Origin of the sequence: Erysipelothrix sp. strain 2 (EsS2-7-Brazil) (genome assembly GCF_016617655.1) — a bacterium.
GTDB classification, from domain to species: Bacteria; Bacillota_I; Bacilli_A; order Erysipelotrichales; family Erysipelotrichaceae; genus Erysipelothrix; species Erysipelothrix piscisicarius.
Map to the genome: position 1 here is coordinate 141880 of NZ_SCFT01000001.1, position 19919 is coordinate 161798.

16 protein-coding genes are annotated in these 19919 nt (G+C 35.9%); all 16 read left to right on the forward strand.

Annotation, left to right across the window (positions count from 1 at the left end):
* Nucleotides 1-1173, forward strand: a complete 1173-nt coding sequence (locus tag EPJ90_RS00610) for a PTS transporter subunit EIIC (RefSeq protein ID WP_161636462.1) — start codon at nucleotides 1-3, stop codon at nucleotides 1171-1173.
* A 21-nt stretch (nucleotides 1174-1194) separates the two neighbouring features.
* The gene (locus tag EPJ90_RS00615; protein ID WP_125164509.1) at nucleotides 1195-2037 is read left to right on the forward strand and encodes a MurR/RpiR family transcriptional regulator; all 843 of its coding nucleotides are present in this window, start codon (nucleotides 1195-1197) and stop codon (nucleotides 2035-2037) included.
* A gap of 84 nt (nucleotides 2038-2121) precedes the next feature.
* Entirely contained in the window at nucleotides 2122-3024 is a 903-nt protein-coding gene (murQ, locus tag EPJ90_RS00620; protein WP_200542410.1) for an N-acetylmuramic acid 6-phosphate etherase, read from the forward strand.
* A 10-nt stretch (nucleotides 3025-3034) separates the two neighbouring features.
* Nucleotides 3035-4201 (forward strand): anhydro-N-acetylmuramic acid kinase AnmK, encoded by a 1167-nt coding sequence (gene anmK, locus EPJ90_RS00625; RefSeq protein ID WP_200542411.1) that lies wholly within the window; start codon nucleotides 3035-3037, stop codon nucleotides 4199-4201.
* 274 nt (nucleotides 4202-4475) lie between these two features.
* Nucleotides 4476-5804: an exopolysaccharide biosynthesis polyprenyl glycosylphosphotransferase gene (locus EPJ90_RS00630; RefSeq protein ID WP_200542412.1), complete on the forward strand. Its 1329-nt coding sequence runs from the start codon at nucleotides 4476-4478 to the stop codon at nucleotides 5802-5804.
* 68 nt (nucleotides 5805-5872) lie between these two features.
* Complete coding sequence (locus tag EPJ90_RS00635; RefSeq protein ID WP_200542413.1) at nucleotides 5873-7645, forward strand: EpsG family protein; 1773 nt, start codon at nucleotides 5873-5875, stop codon at nucleotides 7643-7645.
* Between the two features lie 9 nt (nucleotides 7646-7654).
* A complete protein-coding gene (locus tag EPJ90_RS00640) occupies nucleotides 7655-8860 on the forward strand; it encodes a glycosyltransferase family 4 protein (RefSeq protein WP_125164504.1) in 1206 nt (401 codons plus the stop codon).
* A 5-nt stretch (nucleotides 8861-8865) separates the two neighbouring features.
* The gene (locus EPJ90_RS00645; RefSeq protein WP_161636457.1) at nucleotides 8866-9879 is read left to right on the forward strand and encodes a polysaccharide biosynthesis protein; all 1014 of its coding nucleotides are present in this window, start codon (nucleotides 8866-8868) and stop codon (nucleotides 9877-9879) included.
* Nucleotides 9880-10989: a capsular polysaccharide biosynthesis protein CapF gene (locus tag EPJ90_RS00650; RefSeq protein ID WP_161636456.1), complete on the forward strand. Its 1110-nt coding sequence runs from the start codon at nucleotides 9880-9882 to the stop codon at nucleotides 10987-10989.
* The gene (gene wecB / locus EPJ90_RS00655) at nucleotides 10990-12114 is read left to right on the forward strand and encodes a non-hydrolyzing UDP-N-acetylglucosamine 2-epimerase (RefSeq protein WP_200542414.1); all 1125 of its coding nucleotides are present in this window, start codon (nucleotides 10990-10992) and stop codon (nucleotides 12112-12114) included.
* Nucleotides 12114-13286, forward strand: a complete 1173-nt coding sequence (locus EPJ90_RS00660) for a glycosyltransferase (RefSeq protein WP_200542415.1) — start codon at nucleotides 12114-12116, stop codon at nucleotides 13284-13286. Before wecB ends, EPJ90_RS00660 begins: the two co-directional genes overlap by 1 nt.
* A 58-nt stretch (nucleotides 13287-13344) precedes the next feature.
* Nucleotides 13345-15090, forward strand: coding sequence for an NTP transferase domain-containing protein (locus tag EPJ90_RS00665; RefSeq protein ID WP_200542416.1), 1746 nt, complete (start codon nucleotides 13345-13347; stop codon nucleotides 15088-15090).
* Nucleotides 15091-15927 carry a LicD family protein gene (locus tag EPJ90_RS00670; RefSeq protein ID WP_161636452.1) on the forward strand — a complete coding sequence of 279 codons (837 nt, stop codon included), beginning with the start codon at nucleotides 15091-15093 and terminating at the stop codon, nucleotides 15925-15927. It begins immediately after the preceding gene.
* Nucleotides 15917-16855 (forward strand): DMT family transporter, encoded by a 939-nt coding sequence (locus EPJ90_RS00675; protein WP_200542417.1) that lies wholly within the window; start codon nucleotides 15917-15919, stop codon nucleotides 16853-16855. Before EPJ90_RS00670 ends, EPJ90_RS00675 begins: the two co-directional genes overlap by 11 nt.
* A gap of 112 nt (nucleotides 16856-16967) precedes the next feature.
* A complete protein-coding gene (locus tag EPJ90_RS00680) occupies nucleotides 16968-18725 on the forward strand; it encodes a phosphotransferase (RefSeq protein ID WP_200542418.1) in 1758 nt (585 codons plus the stop codon).
* On the forward strand, nucleotides 18712-19905 hold the full coding sequence (locus tag EPJ90_RS00685) for an ethanolamine utilization protein EutH (protein WP_200542419.1): 1194 nt from the start codon (nucleotides 18712-18714) through the stop codon (nucleotides 19903-19905). The genes EPJ90_RS00680 and EPJ90_RS00685 overlap by 14 nt, the downstream gene beginning before the upstream one ends.
* Nucleotides 19906-19919 lie beyond the last annotated feature (14 nt).

A 19919-nucleotide genomic window follows, 5' to 3' on the forward strand; every position in this document is an offset into this window, starting at 1 on the left:
ATGTTTTTAGAAAAGTTCGTTACATTGGTACAGGGAAGTCGTTCCTTAAATGCAGTTAAAAATGCAATTAATAAAATGGCTTATATCAATATAATTTTAGGTGTTTGTATATTTATCTTTTATCAGTTTGATCAGATTGGGGGAATTACTGATTCAATTCGTACCCAGGCGGTCTTGTTCTACCAATTGTATTGCATTATGCTCGCTGTTTCATTGGCTTATCTTATTGCGAGTGAAACCCTCAATGCAGACATTGATGTAAGTTTTCGAATGAGTGCTGTATTTTTATCTCTATTACCTGGGATTGTTTTGGTTCCAAAGGGCTACGTAACAGCTTTTCCAATCGTTACGATGATTGTTGTGGTAGTGATATCATATTTTATTAATCGACTGGATCAATTTAAGGTTAAAGGGAAACATGTTCCCCAAGCAGTTACCGATTACTATAATCGATTATGGCCAACGTTCGTCCTCATGCTATGTCTTTTTATTTTTATATTTGTTTTTAACCATTTCTTTCTAGGCCTAGCTAATGTTATTATAAGTATAACCAATGTTTTGAGTGGATTTATTGTAATGCTTTCACTCATCATGATTATTTGTATGTTTTGGATTTTAGGGATTCATGGTGTCGGTGTTATTGGAACATTAATGCGACCTTTTTGGTTCCATATGATGCTTGTGAATGGCTTTATGATTGTTTCAGGGGATTTACCGGTGTATATCGGAACTGAAGCGTTCTTAGGATGGTGTGTTTGGATCGGTGGTTCGGGTTGTACTTTAGGTTTAACCGTTAACCTAATCTTTGCGAAAAGTCGTCATCTTAAGCAACTTGGAAGCGACAGTGTTGTTTCAAATATATTCAATATTAACGAAAATATTATTTTTGGAACACCGATCGTTGAAAATCAATACTTCAGAATACCGTTTTTCGTGGCACCCATAATCACCGGTTCTGTTGCGTATTGGTCAATGAAGTTGGGTTTTGTAACAATCCCAAGTATTGTTGCGCCATGGGTGATACCAATGCCATTAGGTTTATTTATTTCAACCCTTGGTGATGTACGATCACTTGTCTTATCATTACTCTTAATTGTGATTACGACAGCAGTTTATTTCCCGTTTTTTAGAAAGTATGATCAATCGTTGGTTAAACAAGAACAGGATAATTAAAATATCATAGGAGGATTTTAGATGAGTTGTATTTATAGGATAAAAGAGAATATGCACACTTATACTGATACAGAAAAGCGCATCGCTGAGTATATACTCGAAAATAAAAATGAGGTCGTTAATTTTTCGTCTCAGCATTTTGCGAAAGAAATTAATTCGTCAGCGGCTGCCATCGTTCGTTTTTCCAAAAAAATAGGGTATAACGGATTTACTCACCTAAAAGTAGAGCTTGCTCGAGATCATAGTGAAGAAGAACAATCATTCGATAAACTCATTAAAGAAGAAGATACGATTGAAACAATGGTACGAAAATCACACTATAGCAATCACCGAACATTTGATAATACTTACAAACTCTTAAATTTAGAAGTGTTGGATGAAGCGATTGCGGCAATTAGCAATGCACGTCGTATCTATTTATTGGGTATTGGTGGTTCAGGGATTGTATGTCAAGACCTTTATCACAAATTTGTGCGGATTGATGCGGATGTTGTGTATTTTGATGATTTCCATTTAGAAATGTCGTCATTAACTCATATAACTGAAAATGATGTCACGATTGCATTATCGTATTCAGGTCAAACCCGTGAAATTATTATGGCTCAAAAACTTGCACAAGAAAAAGGTGCGACAACGATTGCAATTACTCAAGTCGGTCGTAATGAGCTTGCAAAGAATTCCGATTTCGTCATTAATATACCGAAAGAGGAGTCAGAAGTGCGTTTGGGATCAATAGCTTCACGTTTTTCGATGCTCGCAATTTCGGATTTACTTTACTTAGGCGTCGCCAAAAATAATATTGAAGAAACACGTCGTAAGATCGTAAATACACGGGATACGATCAAGTCAATCCGGAATATTTAAATTTATTTCAAGCATTAGTGAAATAAATTGAAATATCATTTCAAAGAAGGTATAATAGATATACAATGAAATGAGGACAGATATATGAAAATCGATTTATCAAAAATTGGAACTGAACTTCAAAATCCAAATACTAAAAATATCGATCGACTCGATACCGTTGAGATGGTAGCTTTGATTAACAATGAAGATCAACGTGTCATTGATGCAGTGGGTGAACAGACTCACGAAATTGCAGCTGCAATAGATGCAACCTATGAGGCTATTGCTCAAGGTGGACGCCTTGTCTATATGGGTGCAGGTACATCCGGTCGTCTTGGTGTTCTTGATGCATCAGAATGTCTTCCAACTTTTGGTGTTGGTGAGGAATCTGTGGTTGGTATTATTGCTGGTGGAGATACTGCATTAAGGCATCCAGTTGAAGCGGCTGAAGATGATGAAATGCGTGGTGTTGAAGATCTAAAAGCCCTTAATTTTTCAAAAAATGATATCTTATGTGCAATCGGTGCGTCAGGACGTACGCCCTATTGTATCGGCGGACTTAAATACGCTAAAGACCTTGGGGCACAAACCATTTCTGTTGCATGCGTTTCAGAAAGTACACTCGCTGCATATGCAGATCATCCCATTGAAGTGGTAGTTGGTCAAGAAGTCATTACGGGTTCTACACGCATGAAATCTGGTTCTGCAACTAAAATGGTATTAAACATGATTTCAACCGGAGCGATGATTAAACTGGGCAAGGTCTACGGTAATCTTATGGTCGATGTAAAAGCAACCAATGCAAAACTTATTGAGCGTGCGCGTAGTATTATTATGAATGCGACCGGTTGTACTTATGACCGTGCAACAGACTTGTTAGATTTAAGCGACCAGAGTGTTAAAGTCGCAATTGTTATGGAACTTTGTAACCTTGAGGTTGAAGATGCTGTGCAACTTTTAAATCAAAATCAAGGTCATATTGCACGTGCTCTAGAAAATAAGTAGCGTGAAAAATATGGAAACTAAATATGCGGTTGGTCTGATGTCGGGGACATCACTTGATGGCATTGATGCAGCTTTAGTTAAAATTCAAGGTTCTGGTTTTGATACTACATGCAAATTAATCCATTTTGTATCCCTTGAAATACCGGAACAATTACGTCAACGTATTTTAGATGCCAGTGTTCCTGAGACATCACGAATTGATGAAATTTGTTCACTTAATTTTGAATTGGGAGTGCTCTATAACGAAGCTACAATGAAGGTGTTAAGTGAGAGTAACTTTAAAGGTTCATTAGACTTTGTAGCGTCTCATGGTCAAACACTTTACCACCTTCCAATCCCACAGAATCATTTTTTGAAATCAACGCTACAAATTGGGGATCCATCAATGATTGCTTTTCATCATAAAGTGCCAGTTGTTTTTAATTTTAGAGTCATGGATATTGTGGCTGGAGGGGACGGAGCCCCACTGGTTCCATATCCTGAGTTTTTAATTTATCGTGAAAAAACACAGACCGTCTTGCTTCAAAATATTGGTGGAATTGGAAACGTTACCGTAATTCCAGCAAATGCACATCTCGATGATGTCTTTGCCTTTGATACAGGTCCGGGTAATATGATGATGAATGCGGCTACGGCTCATTATTATCAAGAACTCTACGATGAAAATGGCACCCATGCCCGCAAAGGTTTGTTAATCGACGAACTCTATCAATCACTGATAAATCATCCCTACCTTAAGATCGAACCGCCCAAATCCACAGGGCGTGAAATGTTTGGTGAACGAATGGTCTCTGAATTCTATAAAGAAGGTTATGATCCAGATGATGTAATTTACACCTTGACGAAATTTACTGCCTACTCGATTACAAATGCATATAAACAATATATTATGCCTAAACACACGATAAATAAAGTAATTATTGGCGGTGGGGGCGCTTATAATCCAGTATTACTTGAAGAAATTCGTTTAATGTTACCAAAAGAGATTCAAGTTTGTACTCAAGAAGATTTAGGGTTTTCAAGCGATGCGAAAGAAGCCATTGCGTTTGCCATATTGGGGAATGAAACATTAGCAGGAAAACCAAGTAATGTTCCTTCGGCAACAGCCTCAAACGAACGCATGATCCTTGGGCAAATTTGTCCGAATCCCTGGCCAACTGAAACAGAATCAAATTGATTCTGTTTTTTTGAATTCTTTCTTAACAATTAATGAAGACAGCCCTACAATATTGAATCTAACACGTCAAAATGGTATAATTGACAAGGATAAATAGGTTATCTACTGTGTTTTATACAAAATTATTCCATTGAAACTTGATTCAACCCATTCAATGGAATTTATTGTGAAAACACTTTATCTATAACGTATTTGATTACTAAAAATATAAAAATGTTTCTATATGAAAACGAATTTGTGTTTTACGGGTAGTAGTTAATAATTAGGAGAAAATATGAGTAAAAATCTAAAGTCATTAGTAATTGTGGCTCTAAAGGGATTTATCTTTGTGTTTTTAGCAGCGGTATTCTTTTATCTCTTTGGAAAAGAAAATATTGCGCTACAAAATTGGTCAAGAACAGCGGTCATTACCGGATCAACCTTTATCTTGATTGGAATTTTAATGCTTAAGGTTTACGGACCTTTTGAAATTGGTATTAAGAAAAGCAAGCCAATTATCTATAATTCTACGATTGCGATTATCTTGACAGATTTAGCAACGTTTTTTCAATTAATGGTTATGAATACAAATCCAAACAACAATCAATCTTTTAAAATTGAACAATTGGATTTACTTTTTTATACCATGATTATTCAAATTGTAGGCATTGTGGTCTTCGCTTATTTAGGTAACTACATCTATTTTAAAATGTATAAGCCATCACGAACGATTATAGTCTATGATAAAAACGATCAGGAAAGTTTACCGAAGGTTAATCACTATTTGGAACGTTTTAAGCTTCAGTATGATATTTTGGGGTGTATTAATGTTGATGATCCAAATTTAGAAGCGATGCTTTTCAATGTTGATTACGTTGTGATCTTAGAAACACCTGTAAGTGAGCGGAAACGTCTCGTTGATCTATGCTATAAACATCAATTGAATTTTATGTTTGCGCCATCAATTTCAGATATTGTGGAGCTTTCAGGATTTTCGATGGTTGTGGATGATAAGGCGATGGTTGAAGTTAACATACAAGGCTTATCCTTTGAACAACGGGTATTGAAACGTATTTTAGATATTTTTGTTGCGGTAATCGGAGCGATAGTCTCGTCACCAATCTGGATTATTGCGGCAATTGCAATCAAACTTAATGACGGGGGTACCATTCTTTTTAAACAAAAAAGAGCAACAATCGATGGCCGTATTTTTGATGTTTATAAATTCCGTACGATGAAAGAAAACGTTGAAAATTATTCAGCTACAGAACACGACGATCGGATTACGTCTGTTGGGAAAGTACTTCGAAAAATTCGAATGGATGAACTTCCACAACTTATTAATATATTAAAAGGGGAAATGAGCATTGTCGGACCGCGTCCTGAAATGCTTGAAAATGTCGATTCGTATCAAAAAGTTTTACCGGAATTTGCTTACCGTCTCAAGGTGAAAGCGGGCTTAACAGGTCTTGCTCAAATCGAAGGTAAGTACAATACATCTCCAAAAGATAAACTTCTTATGGATCTTATGTATATTGAAAACTATTCAATTTGGACTGATTTTAAATTAATTCTACGCACCGTCGTCGTGATATTTAAAAAAGACAGTACTGAAGGATTTTAAGCTCGAATAAGTCTTAGAGAATGTATCTTTAAGACTTATTATTTTATATTATTTTATTGGAGGTAATTATGTACTATTTCGCACTGATTTTTCCTTTTATTGTCAGTTTTTTACCTAGATTGACAAACAAGCAAAAATTTTATTTGGCAACAGTTCCGCTTTTCATTATTGTTATTTTTAGAGTAGGGGTAGGAACGGATTATTTTTCCTATGAATATCTCTATAATCTTCAAAATGTTTCAACATTTGGAAAAATGTTAGACCACCAAAGCAACATTGAACTCGGGTTCCGAATTTTTATTTTTATCTTTAAATCTATCGGACTTCCATTCCAATTTTTTATTGGATTCTTTGGTGCAGTTACACTTGTTTTTTTTGTAAAATGGATCGATGATACAACAGATGCGTCACTTGTGTCCTTAATACTCTTTATTGGGATGTTTTTCTTTGTTTGGAATTTGAGTGCAATACGACAAGGACTTGTTATGGCCGTCGCATCGTATTACTTTTTTAATCCACAGAAGCATTTGTCGAAGAAGCAATCGCTGTTATTAATCGCTGTGCTTGCATTATTCCATATATCCGTATTGTTCTATATTCCAGTAATTTATTTAGCACGTAATGTTCAATGGAATAAGAAAAATCTTCTTATTCTTTTAGGTATCTCGTTCCTCTTTGCATTTATTCCATGGCAACGTGTTTTAGCGCATCTTCCATTTATTCCCGGTTCGAAGAAAATAATGGGATACATTGATGCGAAAACACAGGTATTAAATTTCGCTGGGATCGTCCGCATTGGTTTTTCCGCAATAATTCTTTATCACTACGATAAAATCACAGATACCGTATTTAAAAAATATCTTGTGGATGCGACATTGCTGGGCTTCGGTGTCTATTTCTGCCTCAAATTTTCCGAATTAATTGCTGGTCGTACGACGATTTATACCTTTATCCTCTGCATTGTTGTGTTTAAATACATTCTCGATTACTATTTCTTGAAAGACTCCCGGATTTTGAATGGCTTCATTTATACAGGACTTGCATGCTTCACGGGGTTATTTCTTTACAAAGATATCAATGCTTATATGCATCAATCTAATTATCGAGGAACAAACAAACTCTTACGTTTTAATACCATTTTCAATCGTCCAAATTATGATGATTATGATAATCGCTTTGCTTATCTCACTATTCGACGTGATTGTAATGACGAACGTGATGAACTTTTAGATGCACAGGTTTCATTACCGATTTCATCGAATTATCGTGAGGATTTATCTTATTATGCAATGTGGGATCATGAGTCAGAGCTTTATGGAATCTTAGGGACTGATCGCACATGGATTGTTGAACCAAGCTTTAAACGAAAACCCACAGTCTATGGATCACTTGTTGCATATACACCTAATGATGACTTAAAACAAGCTTTTAAATCGACTGAATATCTCGATTTAACCGGCGCTGAGGTGACTGAAGAACGGATTCAGTCAGCATTAACAAATGACGCTTCCGAACGTCAAGAAATTACTACACAACCACTTGAAGTAAAATCTTATGATGTTGAGAATTTACCGGAAAGCATTCTTAATATGTTCCCTTATAGAGATGAAATTATCAGCGTAAAATATGTGGAATTTGATAAACCTTATGCCTATAAAATTCTTGATTTGGAGTACATCGATTATCATTTCTTTCTTTATGTTAATGAGTCGTTTGAGCCGATTGTCCCCGTTTTAAGTAACGATTTTTATCGAATTGCACCCGATGGTGTGATCACTGTAGATACGTATTGTCGTCAACGCCTTTACAATAAAGATGGTTCTTTATTGTGGCAATATTAAGGAGGTCCTATGAAAGTACTTTATTTGAGTTCTACCAATTCAGGGATGCATCGTCACAGTATTTACTTTGATTTGCTTTCTGAGTTCCAAAAAAAAGGTCATGATGTTACCATTGCTTATGCCCGTGAAAAACGTTTAGACCAAGAAACCGAGTATTATGAACAATTTGGCATGCACTATCTTGGTATTAAAACAGGAAATTTAACGAAAAATAGTAACCTAATCGATAAAGGTATCGCAACGCTTAGAATTGATTCACAATTTAGAAGCGCACTTAAGAAGCATTTAGGTCATGAATCGTTTGACTTAATTCTCTATTCGACGCCACCTATTACGTTACTCAAAACAGTTAACTATCTTAAATCAAAAAATCCCAATGCATTATGCTATCTCATGCTTAAGGATATATTTCCACAAAATGCAGTTGACCTTGGTTTTATGAAAGCGAACGGACTTATTCATCGTTTCTTCGCTCATAAAGAAAAGGCGCTCTATAGAATGTTTGATGTAATTGGTACCATGTCACCCGCAAACCTAAAATACATGGAAATTCACCATCCTTCTACAATTGGGCGGCTTGAAATTTTACCAAATGCTTTGGATATTAATGAAAACAATACGGCACATGACAGCATTTCTATCCGTGAAGCCTATGCGATTCGAGATGATCAAACAATTCTTTTGTACGGAGGTAATTTAGGAGCTCCGCAAGCAATCCCATTTGTCATTGAGTGTATTGATCGTATTAAAAATGATGAACGTATTGTTTTCTTAATTGCAGGATCGGGTGCTAAAGAAGATCTTATTACCTCATTTATTAAAGAAAAAAATATATCCAATACACTTTTCCTAGGGCAACTTGAAAGTAGGGTATATAATAGTCTTGTAAGTCAATGTGATGTTGGTTTAATTTTCTTAGATCATCGTTTTACAATTCCTAATTACCCACAACGCCTTTTAACCTATCTTGAGGCTTCAAAGCCCGTTGTTTGTGCAACAGACACTGCTACAGATATTGGAACCATTGCAATGTCAAATGAGTATGGATTCGGAATTGAAAGTACTGATGTTGATGCATGGTATCAAGCAATTGACACGCTTGTATCAAATCAAGATTTAAGAAAAAAAATGGGTGCAAACGGACATGATTATTTAATGAATCATTATACTGTTGCACATGCATACGAAATAATTATAAAACACATGGGAGCGTAAAAATTATGTTTGAAAATAAAGTATTACTCATTACAGGCGGTACCGGTTCATTTGGAAATGCCGTAGTACGTCGACTCTTAAAAGAAGAAATTAAGGAAATCCGCATTTTATCGCGCGATGAGAAAAAACAAGATGATATGCGTAAGTTTTTCAATGATGATCGCTTAAAGTTCTATATTGGAGATGTTCGTCAGAAAGAATCCTTGATTCATGCAGTTCGTGGTGTTGACTACATCTTCCATGCAGCTGCGCTTAAGCAAGTTCCTTCATGCGAGTTTTTCCCAATTGAAGCCGTTAAAACAAACGTTATTGGAACCGATAATGTATTAGAAACTGCTATTGACTGTGGCGTAGAACGTGTTGTATGTCTTTCAACAGATAAAGCAGCATATCCAATTAATGCTATGGGAATTTCAAAAGCGATGATGGAAAAAACATTTGTTGCGAAGGCTCGGATTGCGAAAGAAACCAATACCGTTATCTGTGGAACGCGATATGGAAATGTCATGGCTTCACGCGGATCTGTAATTCCATTATTCTTAGAACAAATTCGTATGGGTAAAGAATTAACCATCACAAATCCCCACATGACCCGTTTCTTGATGAGTCTTGACGAAGCAGTCGAATTGGTATTATTTGCCTTTGAACATGGCGAACCGGGCGATCTCTTTGTACAAAAATCACCTGCAAGTACAATCGAAGATTTAACCCAAGCGATTGTCGAACTCACAGGATATCAAAAAGGAACACGTATCATTGGTACACGTCATGGAGAAAAACTCTATGAAACCCTTCTAACAAAAGAAGAATTTGAAAAAGCTGAAGACCTTACAGATTATTATCGTGTACCGATGGATCAACGCGATCTCAACTACGATAAATATTTCATGGAAGGCGAGGAAATTCATGAAGAACAAGAATATAACTCTCATAATACATATCGCCTAAATGTAGAAGAAATTAAGGCTAAGTTAGTCGATCTTTATGAAATTAAAGATGAGCTAAAGGGTATGATGTAGATGAAAATTCTGGTTACCGGTGCATCAGGTTTTGTTGGAAAAAATCTGATTGCGACATTAGATCATCTTGGACACAAAGTCCTTGCTTATGATCGCAATAATACCCTTTCTGAACTTGACGATTACTGTGCTCAAGCAGATGTTGTCGTTCACCTTGCAGGCATTAATCGTCCGACAGACCCCGAAGAATTTCAGAAGGGAAATGTAGGTTTTACAGAACACCTTTGTAATGCTCTTGAAAAAAATAAAAATAAAGCGCCCATTCTTGTTTCTTCAAGCATTCAAGCAGTATTGGATAATGAATATGGGCGAAGCAAACGTGAAGGGGAGTCCGTTTTGATAAACCATATGGAACAAACCGGAGCACCTGTTTGGATCTATCGTTTTTCAAATTTATTTGGAAAATGGTCGCGACCACATTACAATACGGTCATTGCAACATGGTGTCATGCGATATCACGAAATGAACCCATACAGATTAATGATCCCAATGTTTCATTAAATCTTATGTATATTGATGATGTTGTCTTAGAGCTTATACGTGCAATAAATGGAACGCCTACCATTGTGGAGGAAATCTATTGTACTGTTCCAACATCTTATGATGTGACTTTAGGTGAAATTGCTGACTTATTATATGCTTTTAAAGCGTCACGTGATTCCCTTTTTGTACCGAATCTTAAGGATGGATTCGAGAAAAAACTATACAGTACTTATTTAGCCTTTCTACCCAAGGATAAATTTAATTATTTCCTCGATATGAAATGTGATGATCGTGGATCCTTCACAGAATTTTTAAAATCTCCTGATCGTGGTCAGGTAAGTATTAATATATCGAAACCCGGAATTACAAAGGGGAATCATTGGCATCACAGTAAAAACGAAAAATTTCTTGTTGTTTCGGGTCAAGGGTGTATCCAATTTAGAGATATCTTTGAAACAGAAATTATAGAATATCATGTATCTGGGGATAAACTCGAAGTTATCGATATACCTACTGGATATACGCACAATATCATTAACACGGGTACTACGGATTTAATTACGGTGATGTGGGTGAATGAACCGTTCAATCCCGAAACACCCGATACACACTATTTGGAGGTTTAGATGAAAAAACTAAAAGTTATGACTGTCGTGGGAACACGCCCCGAAATAATTCGATTATCCGCTGTGATAAATCGTTTAGAATCAAGTGATGCAATTGACCACGTGCTGGTTCATACAGGTCAAAACTACGATTATGAATTAAATGAAGTCTTTTTTAACGATTTTAAGCTTCGAAAACCAGATTATTTTTTAGAAACCGCAACGGGAAAACCAGTGGGGACCATTGGTAATATTCTTATCAATATTGAACCTGTTTTAGAAGAAGTGAATCCCGATGCATTTTTAGTGCTTGGCGATACAAACAGTTGTCTTTGCGCAATTGCTGCAAAGCGAAAACAGATTCCAATATTTCACATGGAAGCTGGAAATCGTTGTTTTGATCAACGCGTTCCTGAAGAAACAAACCGTAAAATTGTTGATCATATTTCTGATATCAACCTTACATACAGCGATATTGCACGTGAGTATTTATTGCGTGAAGGTTTATCCGCAGATCGCGTCATTAAAACTGGAAGCCCAATGTTTGAGGTAATCCAATCGCGTCATGATGATATTGCTGCAAGTAACATTCTAGAAACACTTAATCTCACGAAAGGTGAATATTTTGTCGTTTCCGCTCATCGTGATGAGAATATTAACTCAGAGAAGAATTTCTTAAATCTTGTTGATAGTCTCAATGCGATTGCTGAAAAATATCAGATGCCAATCATTGTGAGCACACATCCTCGAACAAAAAATATGATTGATGCGAAGGGTGTATCCTTCCATCCGCTTGTAAAAATCATGAAACCAATGGGATTTAACGATTATGTTAAACTTCAAATGGAATCGAAAGCGACACTCAGTGATAGTGGTACAATTAGTGAAGAGTCTTCAATTCTGAGATTTAAAGCGCTTAATCTACGTGAAGCACACGAACGTCCAGAAGCAATGGAAGAAGCATCGGTCATGATGGTAGGTCTTGAAAAAGAACGTATTCTACAAGGGTTAGCGGTATTAGAAACGCAAGAACCCAATACGTTGCGCCATGTTGCGGATTACAGTATGCCAAATGTATCCGAAAAGGTATTACGCATAATCATTTCATATGTTGACTACATCAATCGTACTGTTTGGAGCAAATAATGAAGGTTCTATTTATTAATTCGGTATGTGATTATGGCAGTACTGGTAAAATTGTACGCGATCTCGCAAATGGATTAAAAAAAGAAGGTCATGAGGTTTTAATCAGTTTTGGACGTCATGATGCCAAGGACAAAACAGACACTTTTTATATTGGCGATAAACGCTCTACATATAACCATGTTCTTATGACTCGACTCTTTAACCGTCACGGTCTTCATTCAAACCGTGCGACTCAAAAACTGATTCAAAAAATTGAATCCTACCAACCCGATGTAATTCACTTGCATAACCTTCACGGCTATTACTTAAATGTTGAAATGTTATTTGAAGCGCTTAAATCCTATAAAGGGAAGATTTATTGGACATTCCATGATTGTTGGCCAATAAGTGGTAGTAGTGCATATTTTGACTTTCATGGATGTAAAATGTGGGATGAGGGATGTGTCGAATGCAATTCAACACGCGATTATCCAGAGGCATTGCTTTTCAAACGTCAAAAAAAGAATTTCTTATGGAAAAAGAATGCATTTAGCGGACTTGATAATTTAACGTTAATTACGCCTTCATATTGGCTTAAGAACTTACTCTCAAAAAGTTTTCTTTCGCAATATCCATGTGAAGTGATTCATAACGGTATTAATACAGACCTATTCAAACCGACTTATGATCAAGAATTAAGCCAAAAATACGAAGGAAAACGCGTATTACTGGGTGTAGCAAGCATTTGGGAACAACGGAAAGGTTTAAATGATTTCATTAAATTGAGTACGATGATTTCTGAGGATTACAAAATTGTCCTGATTGGTTTAACAGAGGAGCAAAAGAAGGCATTACCCGCTTCAATTGATGGTGTTTTAAGAACCGATAGTGCTAAGCAACTGGCCGCATATTACACGCTCTCTTATCGTTTTATAAACCCAACTTACGAGGATAATTATCCAACTACAAATATTGAAGCCTTATGTTGCCAAACACCGGTTATCGCTTACGATACGGGTGGGAATAAAGAGGTTGCTGATCATCCTTTTATGACTATTGTCAAACAAGGTGATTTGGATGCGATTGTGGAGACGCTGGAATCAAATCAAACCGTATCTTTTGATGCGTTTGACGACTTGATACATGATTCACATACTTTTGTCGCAAACACTCTTAAGTTATACCAAAGGTAATTGATAAACCTCTGTTCAAATGTTACAATGTGGTAGCAAATTTGAACGGAGGTTTTTAATGTTTTCGAAATTTTATATACTCAGAACGTTACTTGAGCAAGAAATTTCATCACAGCGTGAATTAAGTAAACACACAAATTTTTCCTTAGGGAAGGTTAATTCACTCTTAAATGATTGCATCAATCGAGGATATGTAAATAATTTCAAGATTACTCAAGAGGGACTTCGATTCCTTGAAGAATATGAAGTCGATAATGCCATTATCATGGCAGCAGGATTTGGTTCACGGTTTGTACCTTATACCTATGATACTCCCAAAGGTCTCATGGAAGTTCACGGTGAGCGTATGGTTGAACGCTTAATCAAGCAACTTCAAGAAGTTGGAATAAAAAAAATATATGTCGCCGTTGGCTATCTCAAAGAAAAATTTGAATATCTTGTTTTAAAGTATGGTGTTGAACTGATTCATAATCCCGATTATCATCGATTCAATAATATTTCAACCCTATATCATGCACAAGATGTTATGAAAAACACCTTAATCATGCCCTCAGACATTTATATTACAGAGAATATGTTTCATAAGTATGAATATAAGTCATGGTACGCTACGACGTATTTCGAAGGGGAAACGGATGAATGGACGGTACACACAGCTCCTAACGGTCTCATTACAGATATGGAAATTGGCGGTAAGGATGTTGTAGGCCTCTATGGACCAACGTTCTTTGATGCCAAGACGTCAAAAGAAATCATCGAGGCTGTGAATCATGATATTAAAATTGCAGGAAAAGAACAATATTACTGGGAGAACTGTTGGCTTGATCGAATTAACAAGATTCAAATCTTTTCAAATGAGGTCAAAAGGGATTCCATCTTTGAATTTGAAAGCATCGAGGAATTGCGTGTTTATGATACATCGTACTTAACTGAAACTAAAAATGAAATGATTACAATTATTTGTGATGTTTTTGGTGTTTCTTCCCAAGACATCAGTGGTATTGAATCCATGAAAAAGGGGATGACCAATGATTCATTTATATTTAGAGTCAACAATAAGTCATACGTGTTTAGGGCCCCTGGAAAAGGAACTGAGCAACTCATTAACCGTCGCCAAGAAGCAGAAGTATATCAGACGATAAATCCTTTAAAAATATCAGATAAACTTTATTATATAAACCCACATAATGGGTATAAAATTTCACGTTACTATGAGCATTGTGAATCAATCAATCACGACGATATTCCCCAAGCATTTAAAATATTGCGAACGTTACATACAAGTGGTATATCCGTGGATCATACGTTCGATCTTGAAGAACGCATTGCTTATTATATGATGTTATGTAAAGATTCAAACGCAATTTTATTTGATGATATCAATGAAGTTTCAAAACTGATTGAAGAAGAAATTGAGTATTTGAAACAACTTGATCGTCCGAAAGTTTTATGTCATATTGATCCTGTTGAGTCAAATTTCGTGAAACTGTATGATGGTTCCTTAAGGCTTTTAGACTGGGAATATGCCGGTATGAGTGATCCTATTTTAGATATTGCCATGCATGCAATCTACTCTGGTCATCAAGAAACACGAATTTTAGAATTAATAGAAATCTATCTTGAACGAAAACCTACAAAACAAGAAACGAAAATCTTATATATGTATGTGAGTTTGTCAGGATACTTATGGGCACTTTGGGCTCAATTTAAACAAGCAAGGGGTGAATCGTTTGGAAGTTATGCATTAGATCAATACCATTACGCACATAAATATGCACGCTTAGCGTTAGCTATGGAGGACTAAATGAACAAACTACAGCAAGAAGAGTTGAATATTCTCATTGAATTTGATCGGATCTGTAAAAAACATAACATAATCTATTCGTTGTCATCTGGAACATTACTGGGGGCGATTCGTCACCAAGGCTTTATTCCATGGGATGATGATATCGATGTAAATATGTCCCGCAGTGAATTCAACCGATTTGAACAGGTTGTAGCTGAAGAATTGAATCAAGATTTTTTTTACCAATCATTTAAAACTGAAAAAGATCACTATCATGCTTTTAGCAAAATTCGAAGTAACAAAGTCGAACTTGTAGAGAAATCTACAGACTATCTCAATATTAATCATGGTGTCTGGATTGATATCTTTCCTTATGATAATATTCCAGATGATTTAGAACTTCGTAACGAGCAAAAGAAAAAAGTTAGTTTCTACAATAAATTGATCTCACTATTTGTATATACATTTGTAACTGATGAAGATTTAGGGAAAAAACGTTTAATTAAAAGCACATTCTATCACTTAAATCGAATCTTTTATCGTGTTAATTTCTTACTCCCAACGCTCTATAAAAAACGTCAGGTTTGGATTGAAAAATACAATAATGATAAAACGGAGTATGCAAATATGTTGGTATTCAATTTTAATGACGCAATCTATCAGGCAACTTTCATTCGTAATGCGATCTTAGACTCCGTGACTGCAGGTGTCTTTGAAAATCATCAATTTTTAATTCCAACGGAATATGATGAAATTCTTACATTAAACTACGGAGACTATATGCAGTTACCGCCAGAGTCAGAACGTGTTTCAAATCATGAGGTAGTATTAAAGGATCATCGAAATGCATCATAAAGGAACAGTTACAGGTCTATTCTCAGGACTATTCTGGGGACTTGATACTGTAATGATTGGTGTTGTTCTCGCTTCGGCAATGTTTATCGCATTTGGGTCTAACGCACCCCTTATATCGACCTTTATCCATGATGGAGCGTCATTTATCTTTTTACTGATGCTGCTGATTTTTCAAAATCAATTGAAAGATTTCATTAAGGTTTTATGCTCAAAATCAGGGCTGGTGATTGCAATCGCGGCCCTTCTAGGTGGACCTCTAGGAATGGGTGCATATATTTTATCCATTAACCATCTTGGACCCGCAATCTCAGCAAGTATTTCAGCAATCTATCCGCTCTTTGGAGCACTCTTGAGTTTTATTATCCTAAAAGAGAAACCGAACAAGCGAACCATTTTGGGTTTATTTATCGCAATCACCGCTATTATCCTGATGGGTTTTACAGGGAGCATGGGAATTTCAAACTTAAAACTCGGTCTTGTCTTCATCAGTATTTGTGTTATTGGATGGGGGAGTGAAGCTGTAATAATTAGTACAGCACTCAAACAAGACGTCCCATCACATATTGCGCTAACAATTCGTCAGTTTGTATCTTTTATAACTTATGGACTAGTTATTATGCCGATAATCGGATATCATCAGCTTCAAAACATCAGCGTAATGAACCCAATATTTTTGATGGTTGTAATCAGTGGTATTATTGGTTCAATTTCCTATTCGTTCTACTATAAATCCATTTCATTAATCGGTCCAAGTAAAGCAATGGGTTTAAATATCAGTTATCCAGCATGGGCATTTTTCTTTCAGTTTATGGTTGATCAGACCTTTCATTTTAAGCAATTCGTACTTGTAATTTTTATCATGATGGGTTCGATTCTTTCCTCCGAAAATCCGGGTGAATTGGTAGAACTTTTTAAGCGCAAAAAATAGTATAAAAATAACCAAAACAGCATCGAATCATGCTGTTTTTTATTATGTTCATTTTCTTTATAATATTGTCTTTATTGAACATAGATGATAAAATTACTAAAAGGAGAATTTCATGAATATCTATCAATTTAAATTATTACGTGAGTGTTTATCAGGCATTGAACACTCACCAGAAATGTTCAATGAAGCAATGAAAATGACACAGGAATCCCTTGAAACGATGAACTACCTTGACCAAGATGGAAAGGTGACGGCAAAGGGATCCCAAGCAATGGAATCTTACCGTGTTGACAATGCCATCATTATGGCTGCGGGTATGTCATCACGCTTTGCACCACTCTCATATGAGCGTCCTAAAGGACTTTTAAAAGTTCACGGTGAAGTCCTGATTGAAAGACAAATTCGTCAATTACATGAACGAGGAATTACTGATATTACAATTGTACTGGGTTATATGAAAGAACAATTTTATTACTTAGAGGATAAGTATCAAGTTAAATTTGTAGTGAATGATGATTATTATCGTTACAATAACACATCCACATTAATGCTCGTATTGGATCAATTGAAAAATACATACATTTGTTCATCCGATAACTACTTCGTAGAAAATGTATTCAATCAATATGAATATAAAACAACATATCCCGTTCAAGTGCATGCATCCCATGAAACGGGGGAATATTATGCGGATTTTACCGATGAAGGGCTCATTACTAAAATTGGAATCGGATCCGGTTCTTATTACTGTATGGTCGGTCACGTTTTCTTTGATCGAACGTTCTCACACGATTTTAGTGAACTTCTTAAACAAGAGTATCCAAAAGAAGAAACAAAAGCAAAACTTTGGGAAAAAGTATATGTTGAACATATGAATCAATTCGAAATGTATGCGGAAGTATACTCCCCAGATATTATAAAAGAGTTTGATTCACTGGAAGAACTGCAAACTTTTGATGCTTCCTATTTAGATATAAAAGATAGTGAAATTTTCAATAATATTATATCTGTCCTTCACTGTAACGTTTCAGATATTACCGGGATTGTACCGATTAAAGATGGTCTCACCAATCTATCGCTCAAATTTGAATATGATGGAAAATCCTATATCTACCGTCATCCAGGTGTTGGAACCGATGAATACATCAATCGTAAATCAGAGTTTTTTGCACAGCATAAAGCAAAAGAATTAGGATTTGATGATTCATATATTTATATGGATCCCGAAAAGGGCTGGAAACTCTCATTTTTTATTGAACAAGCACGAAAACTTGATTATCATCAATGGGATGAAGTAAAACAAGCACTCGAAATGATTAAAGACATGCATGACCAACAACTTGAAGGTGAATTCGAATTTAATATATGGAAAAAATCATGTGACTTTATTGAAAAACTCTCAATCGAAGATCGCAACGCCTTCGATGATTTTGATGCATTATTCGAGATGGTTGAATCCGTTAAAGCATATGCTGATAACGATAAGGTTCCATTGCGTCTATGTCATTGTGATTTCTACGACCCTAATATCCTATTTTCAGGTAATTCATTATACCTAATTGATTGGGAATATGCAGGCGTTGATGATCCAGGGGTTGATATTGGTACCTTTATTGCATGCTCCGACTACACTTATGAGGAAGCAATGAAAGTCCTCAATCTTTATAACAAAGCACCGATGGATCCTTTAATGCAACGTCATTTTATCGCATATATTGCGATTGCATCATACTATTGGTTTGTTTGGGCCATTTTCCAAGAATCGAATGGCGCAGCGGTAGGTGAATATCTTACAATCTGGTATAATAACTCAAAATCTTATGGAAACAAAGCCTTAGCGCTCTATGAGGGAACCTATGAAAATCATTAGTGATATTGTAATCTACATCATCATGGCCTGTGCTGTCATTGGATGTTTCTATTCAATTAAAGATAGTGAATCCGAATTGGGTCAACAATTTACTGCAGGAATTGAAGCAATTGGAGGTCTTTTTATACCAATTGCTGGAATTATGGCAGCATTGCCCATCCTCAATATCTTTATTTCTAAATTTATTGCACCACTGTTTACCGTTTTTGGTGCTGATGCTGCAATGGCAGCAACATCTTTACTCGCTGTCGATATGGGTGGGTATCAACTTGCAGCGGCTTTAGCACAAACCCACGAAGCCTGGATTATTTCAATGACCGTTGGTTATATGGCAGGTGCAACCATTGTATTTAGTATTCCCATTGCCACAAAAATCATTGATGTTAAATACCACCGTCAACTCTCAATTGGTACAATGATTGGGTTTATTACCATACCAATAGGTGTATTCATCACCAATGTTCTTATCATGATATTTAATCCAATGGTTCGCACTATCGTATCATCAGATCCCAATGCACCCCAAATCCTTTTAAACATGACACTGATGATTCTGGTTAAAAATTTGCTTCCACTGATCATCATTTGCCTCTTGATGGCAATAGGTCTTTGGAAAAAATCAGAACTTATGATTAAAGGATTTCAGTATTTTTCAAAATTTATTGAGATTTTTACAAAAGTCATTCTTACAATCAGTATTCTCGAACATTTCACACATATCTTTACCAATTTATTGGGTGGTTATATTCTTGATCCCATTATTGCGGACAGTATCGATATTGAGCGTGCCCTCGAAGTTGCAGGGTATATTGGTTTAATGTTAAGTGGAGCATTACCAATGGTCTATTTAATTGAAACGAAACTTAAAAAACCCATTGAAAATCTTTCTGACAAATTAGGTATCTCTCGAAAAATTGCGACCGGTATCCTTGCGAGTTCTGCAAATGTCATCGCAGCATTTGCAATGATTGATGATACTATGAGTGATCGTGAAATGATTGCCATTACAGCATTTTCAGTTTGTGGTGCATTTGTTATTGGTGACCATCTCGCATTCACCGCTAATTTCCAACCACAGTTAATCCTTCCGTTAATGATTGGAAAACTTACTGCAGGACTTCTTGCAGTTTGGATTGCACTCAAAGTAACATCTAAAACCTCAATAAATAACGCACTTTAAACCTTTCAATTAAG

Excerpts from the sequence above, each read along its gene's own strand:
- EPJ90_RS00635 (WP_200542413.1), top strand. The coding sequence starts at position 5,873 with ATGTACTATTTCGCACTGATTTTTCCTTTTATTGTCAGTTTTTTACCT.
- EPJ90_RS00630 (WP_200542412.1), top strand. The coding sequence starts at position 4,476 with ATGAGTAAAAATCTAAAGTCATTAGTAATTGTGGCTCTAAAGGGATTT.
- EPJ90_RS00640 (WP_125164504.1), top strand. The coding sequence starts at position 7,655 with ATGAAAGTACTTTATTTGAGTTCTACCAATTCAGGGATGCATCGTCAC.
- EPJ90_RS00645 (WP_161636457.1), top strand. The coding sequence starts at position 8,866 with ATGTTTGAAAATAAAGTATTACTCATTACAGGCGGTACCGGTTCATTT.
- EPJ90_RS00610 (WP_161636462.1), top strand. The coding sequence starts at position 1 with ATGTTTTTAGAAAAGTTCGTTACATTGGTACAGGGAAGTCGTTCCTTA.
- EPJ90_RS00660 (WP_200542415.1), top strand. The coding sequence starts at position 12,114 with ATGAAGGTTCTATTTATTAATTCGGTATGTGATTATGGCAGTACTGGT.
- wecB (WP_200542414.1), top strand. The coding sequence starts at position 10,990 with ATGAAAAAACTAAAAGTTATGACTGTCGTGGGAACACGCCCCGAAATA.
- EPJ90_RS00685 (WP_200542419.1), top strand. The coding sequence starts at position 18,712 with ATGAAAATCATTAGTGATATTGTAATCTACATCATCATGGCCTGTGCT.
- EPJ90_RS00650 (WP_161636456.1), top strand. The coding sequence starts at position 9,880 with ATGAAAATTCTGGTTACCGGTGCATCAGGTTTTGTTGGAAAAAATCTG.
- EPJ90_RS00680 (WP_200542418.1), top strand. The coding sequence starts at position 16,968 with ATGAATATCTATCAATTTAAATTATTACGTGAGTGTTTATCAGGCATT.
- murQ (WP_200542410.1), top strand. The coding sequence starts at position 2,122 with ATGAAAATCGATTTATCAAAAATTGGAACTGAACTTCAAAATCCAAAT.
- EPJ90_RS00615 (WP_125164509.1), top strand. The coding sequence starts at position 1,195 with ATGAGTTGTATTTATAGGATAAAAGAGAATATGCACACTTATACTGAT.
- EPJ90_RS00670 (WP_161636452.1), top strand. The coding sequence starts at position 15,091 with ATGAACAAACTACAGCAAGAAGAGTTGAATATTCTCATTGAATTTGAT.
- anmK (WP_200542411.1), top strand. The coding sequence starts at position 3,035 with ATGGAAACTAAATATGCGGTTGGTCTGATGTCGGGGACATCACTTGAT.
- EPJ90_RS00675 (WP_200542417.1), top strand. The coding sequence starts at position 15,917 with ATGCATCATAAAGGAACAGTTACAGGTCTATTCTCAGGACTATTCTGG.
- EPJ90_RS00665 (WP_200542416.1), top strand. The coding sequence starts at position 13,345 with ATGTTTTCGAAATTTTATATACTCAGAACGTTACTTGAGCAAGAAATT.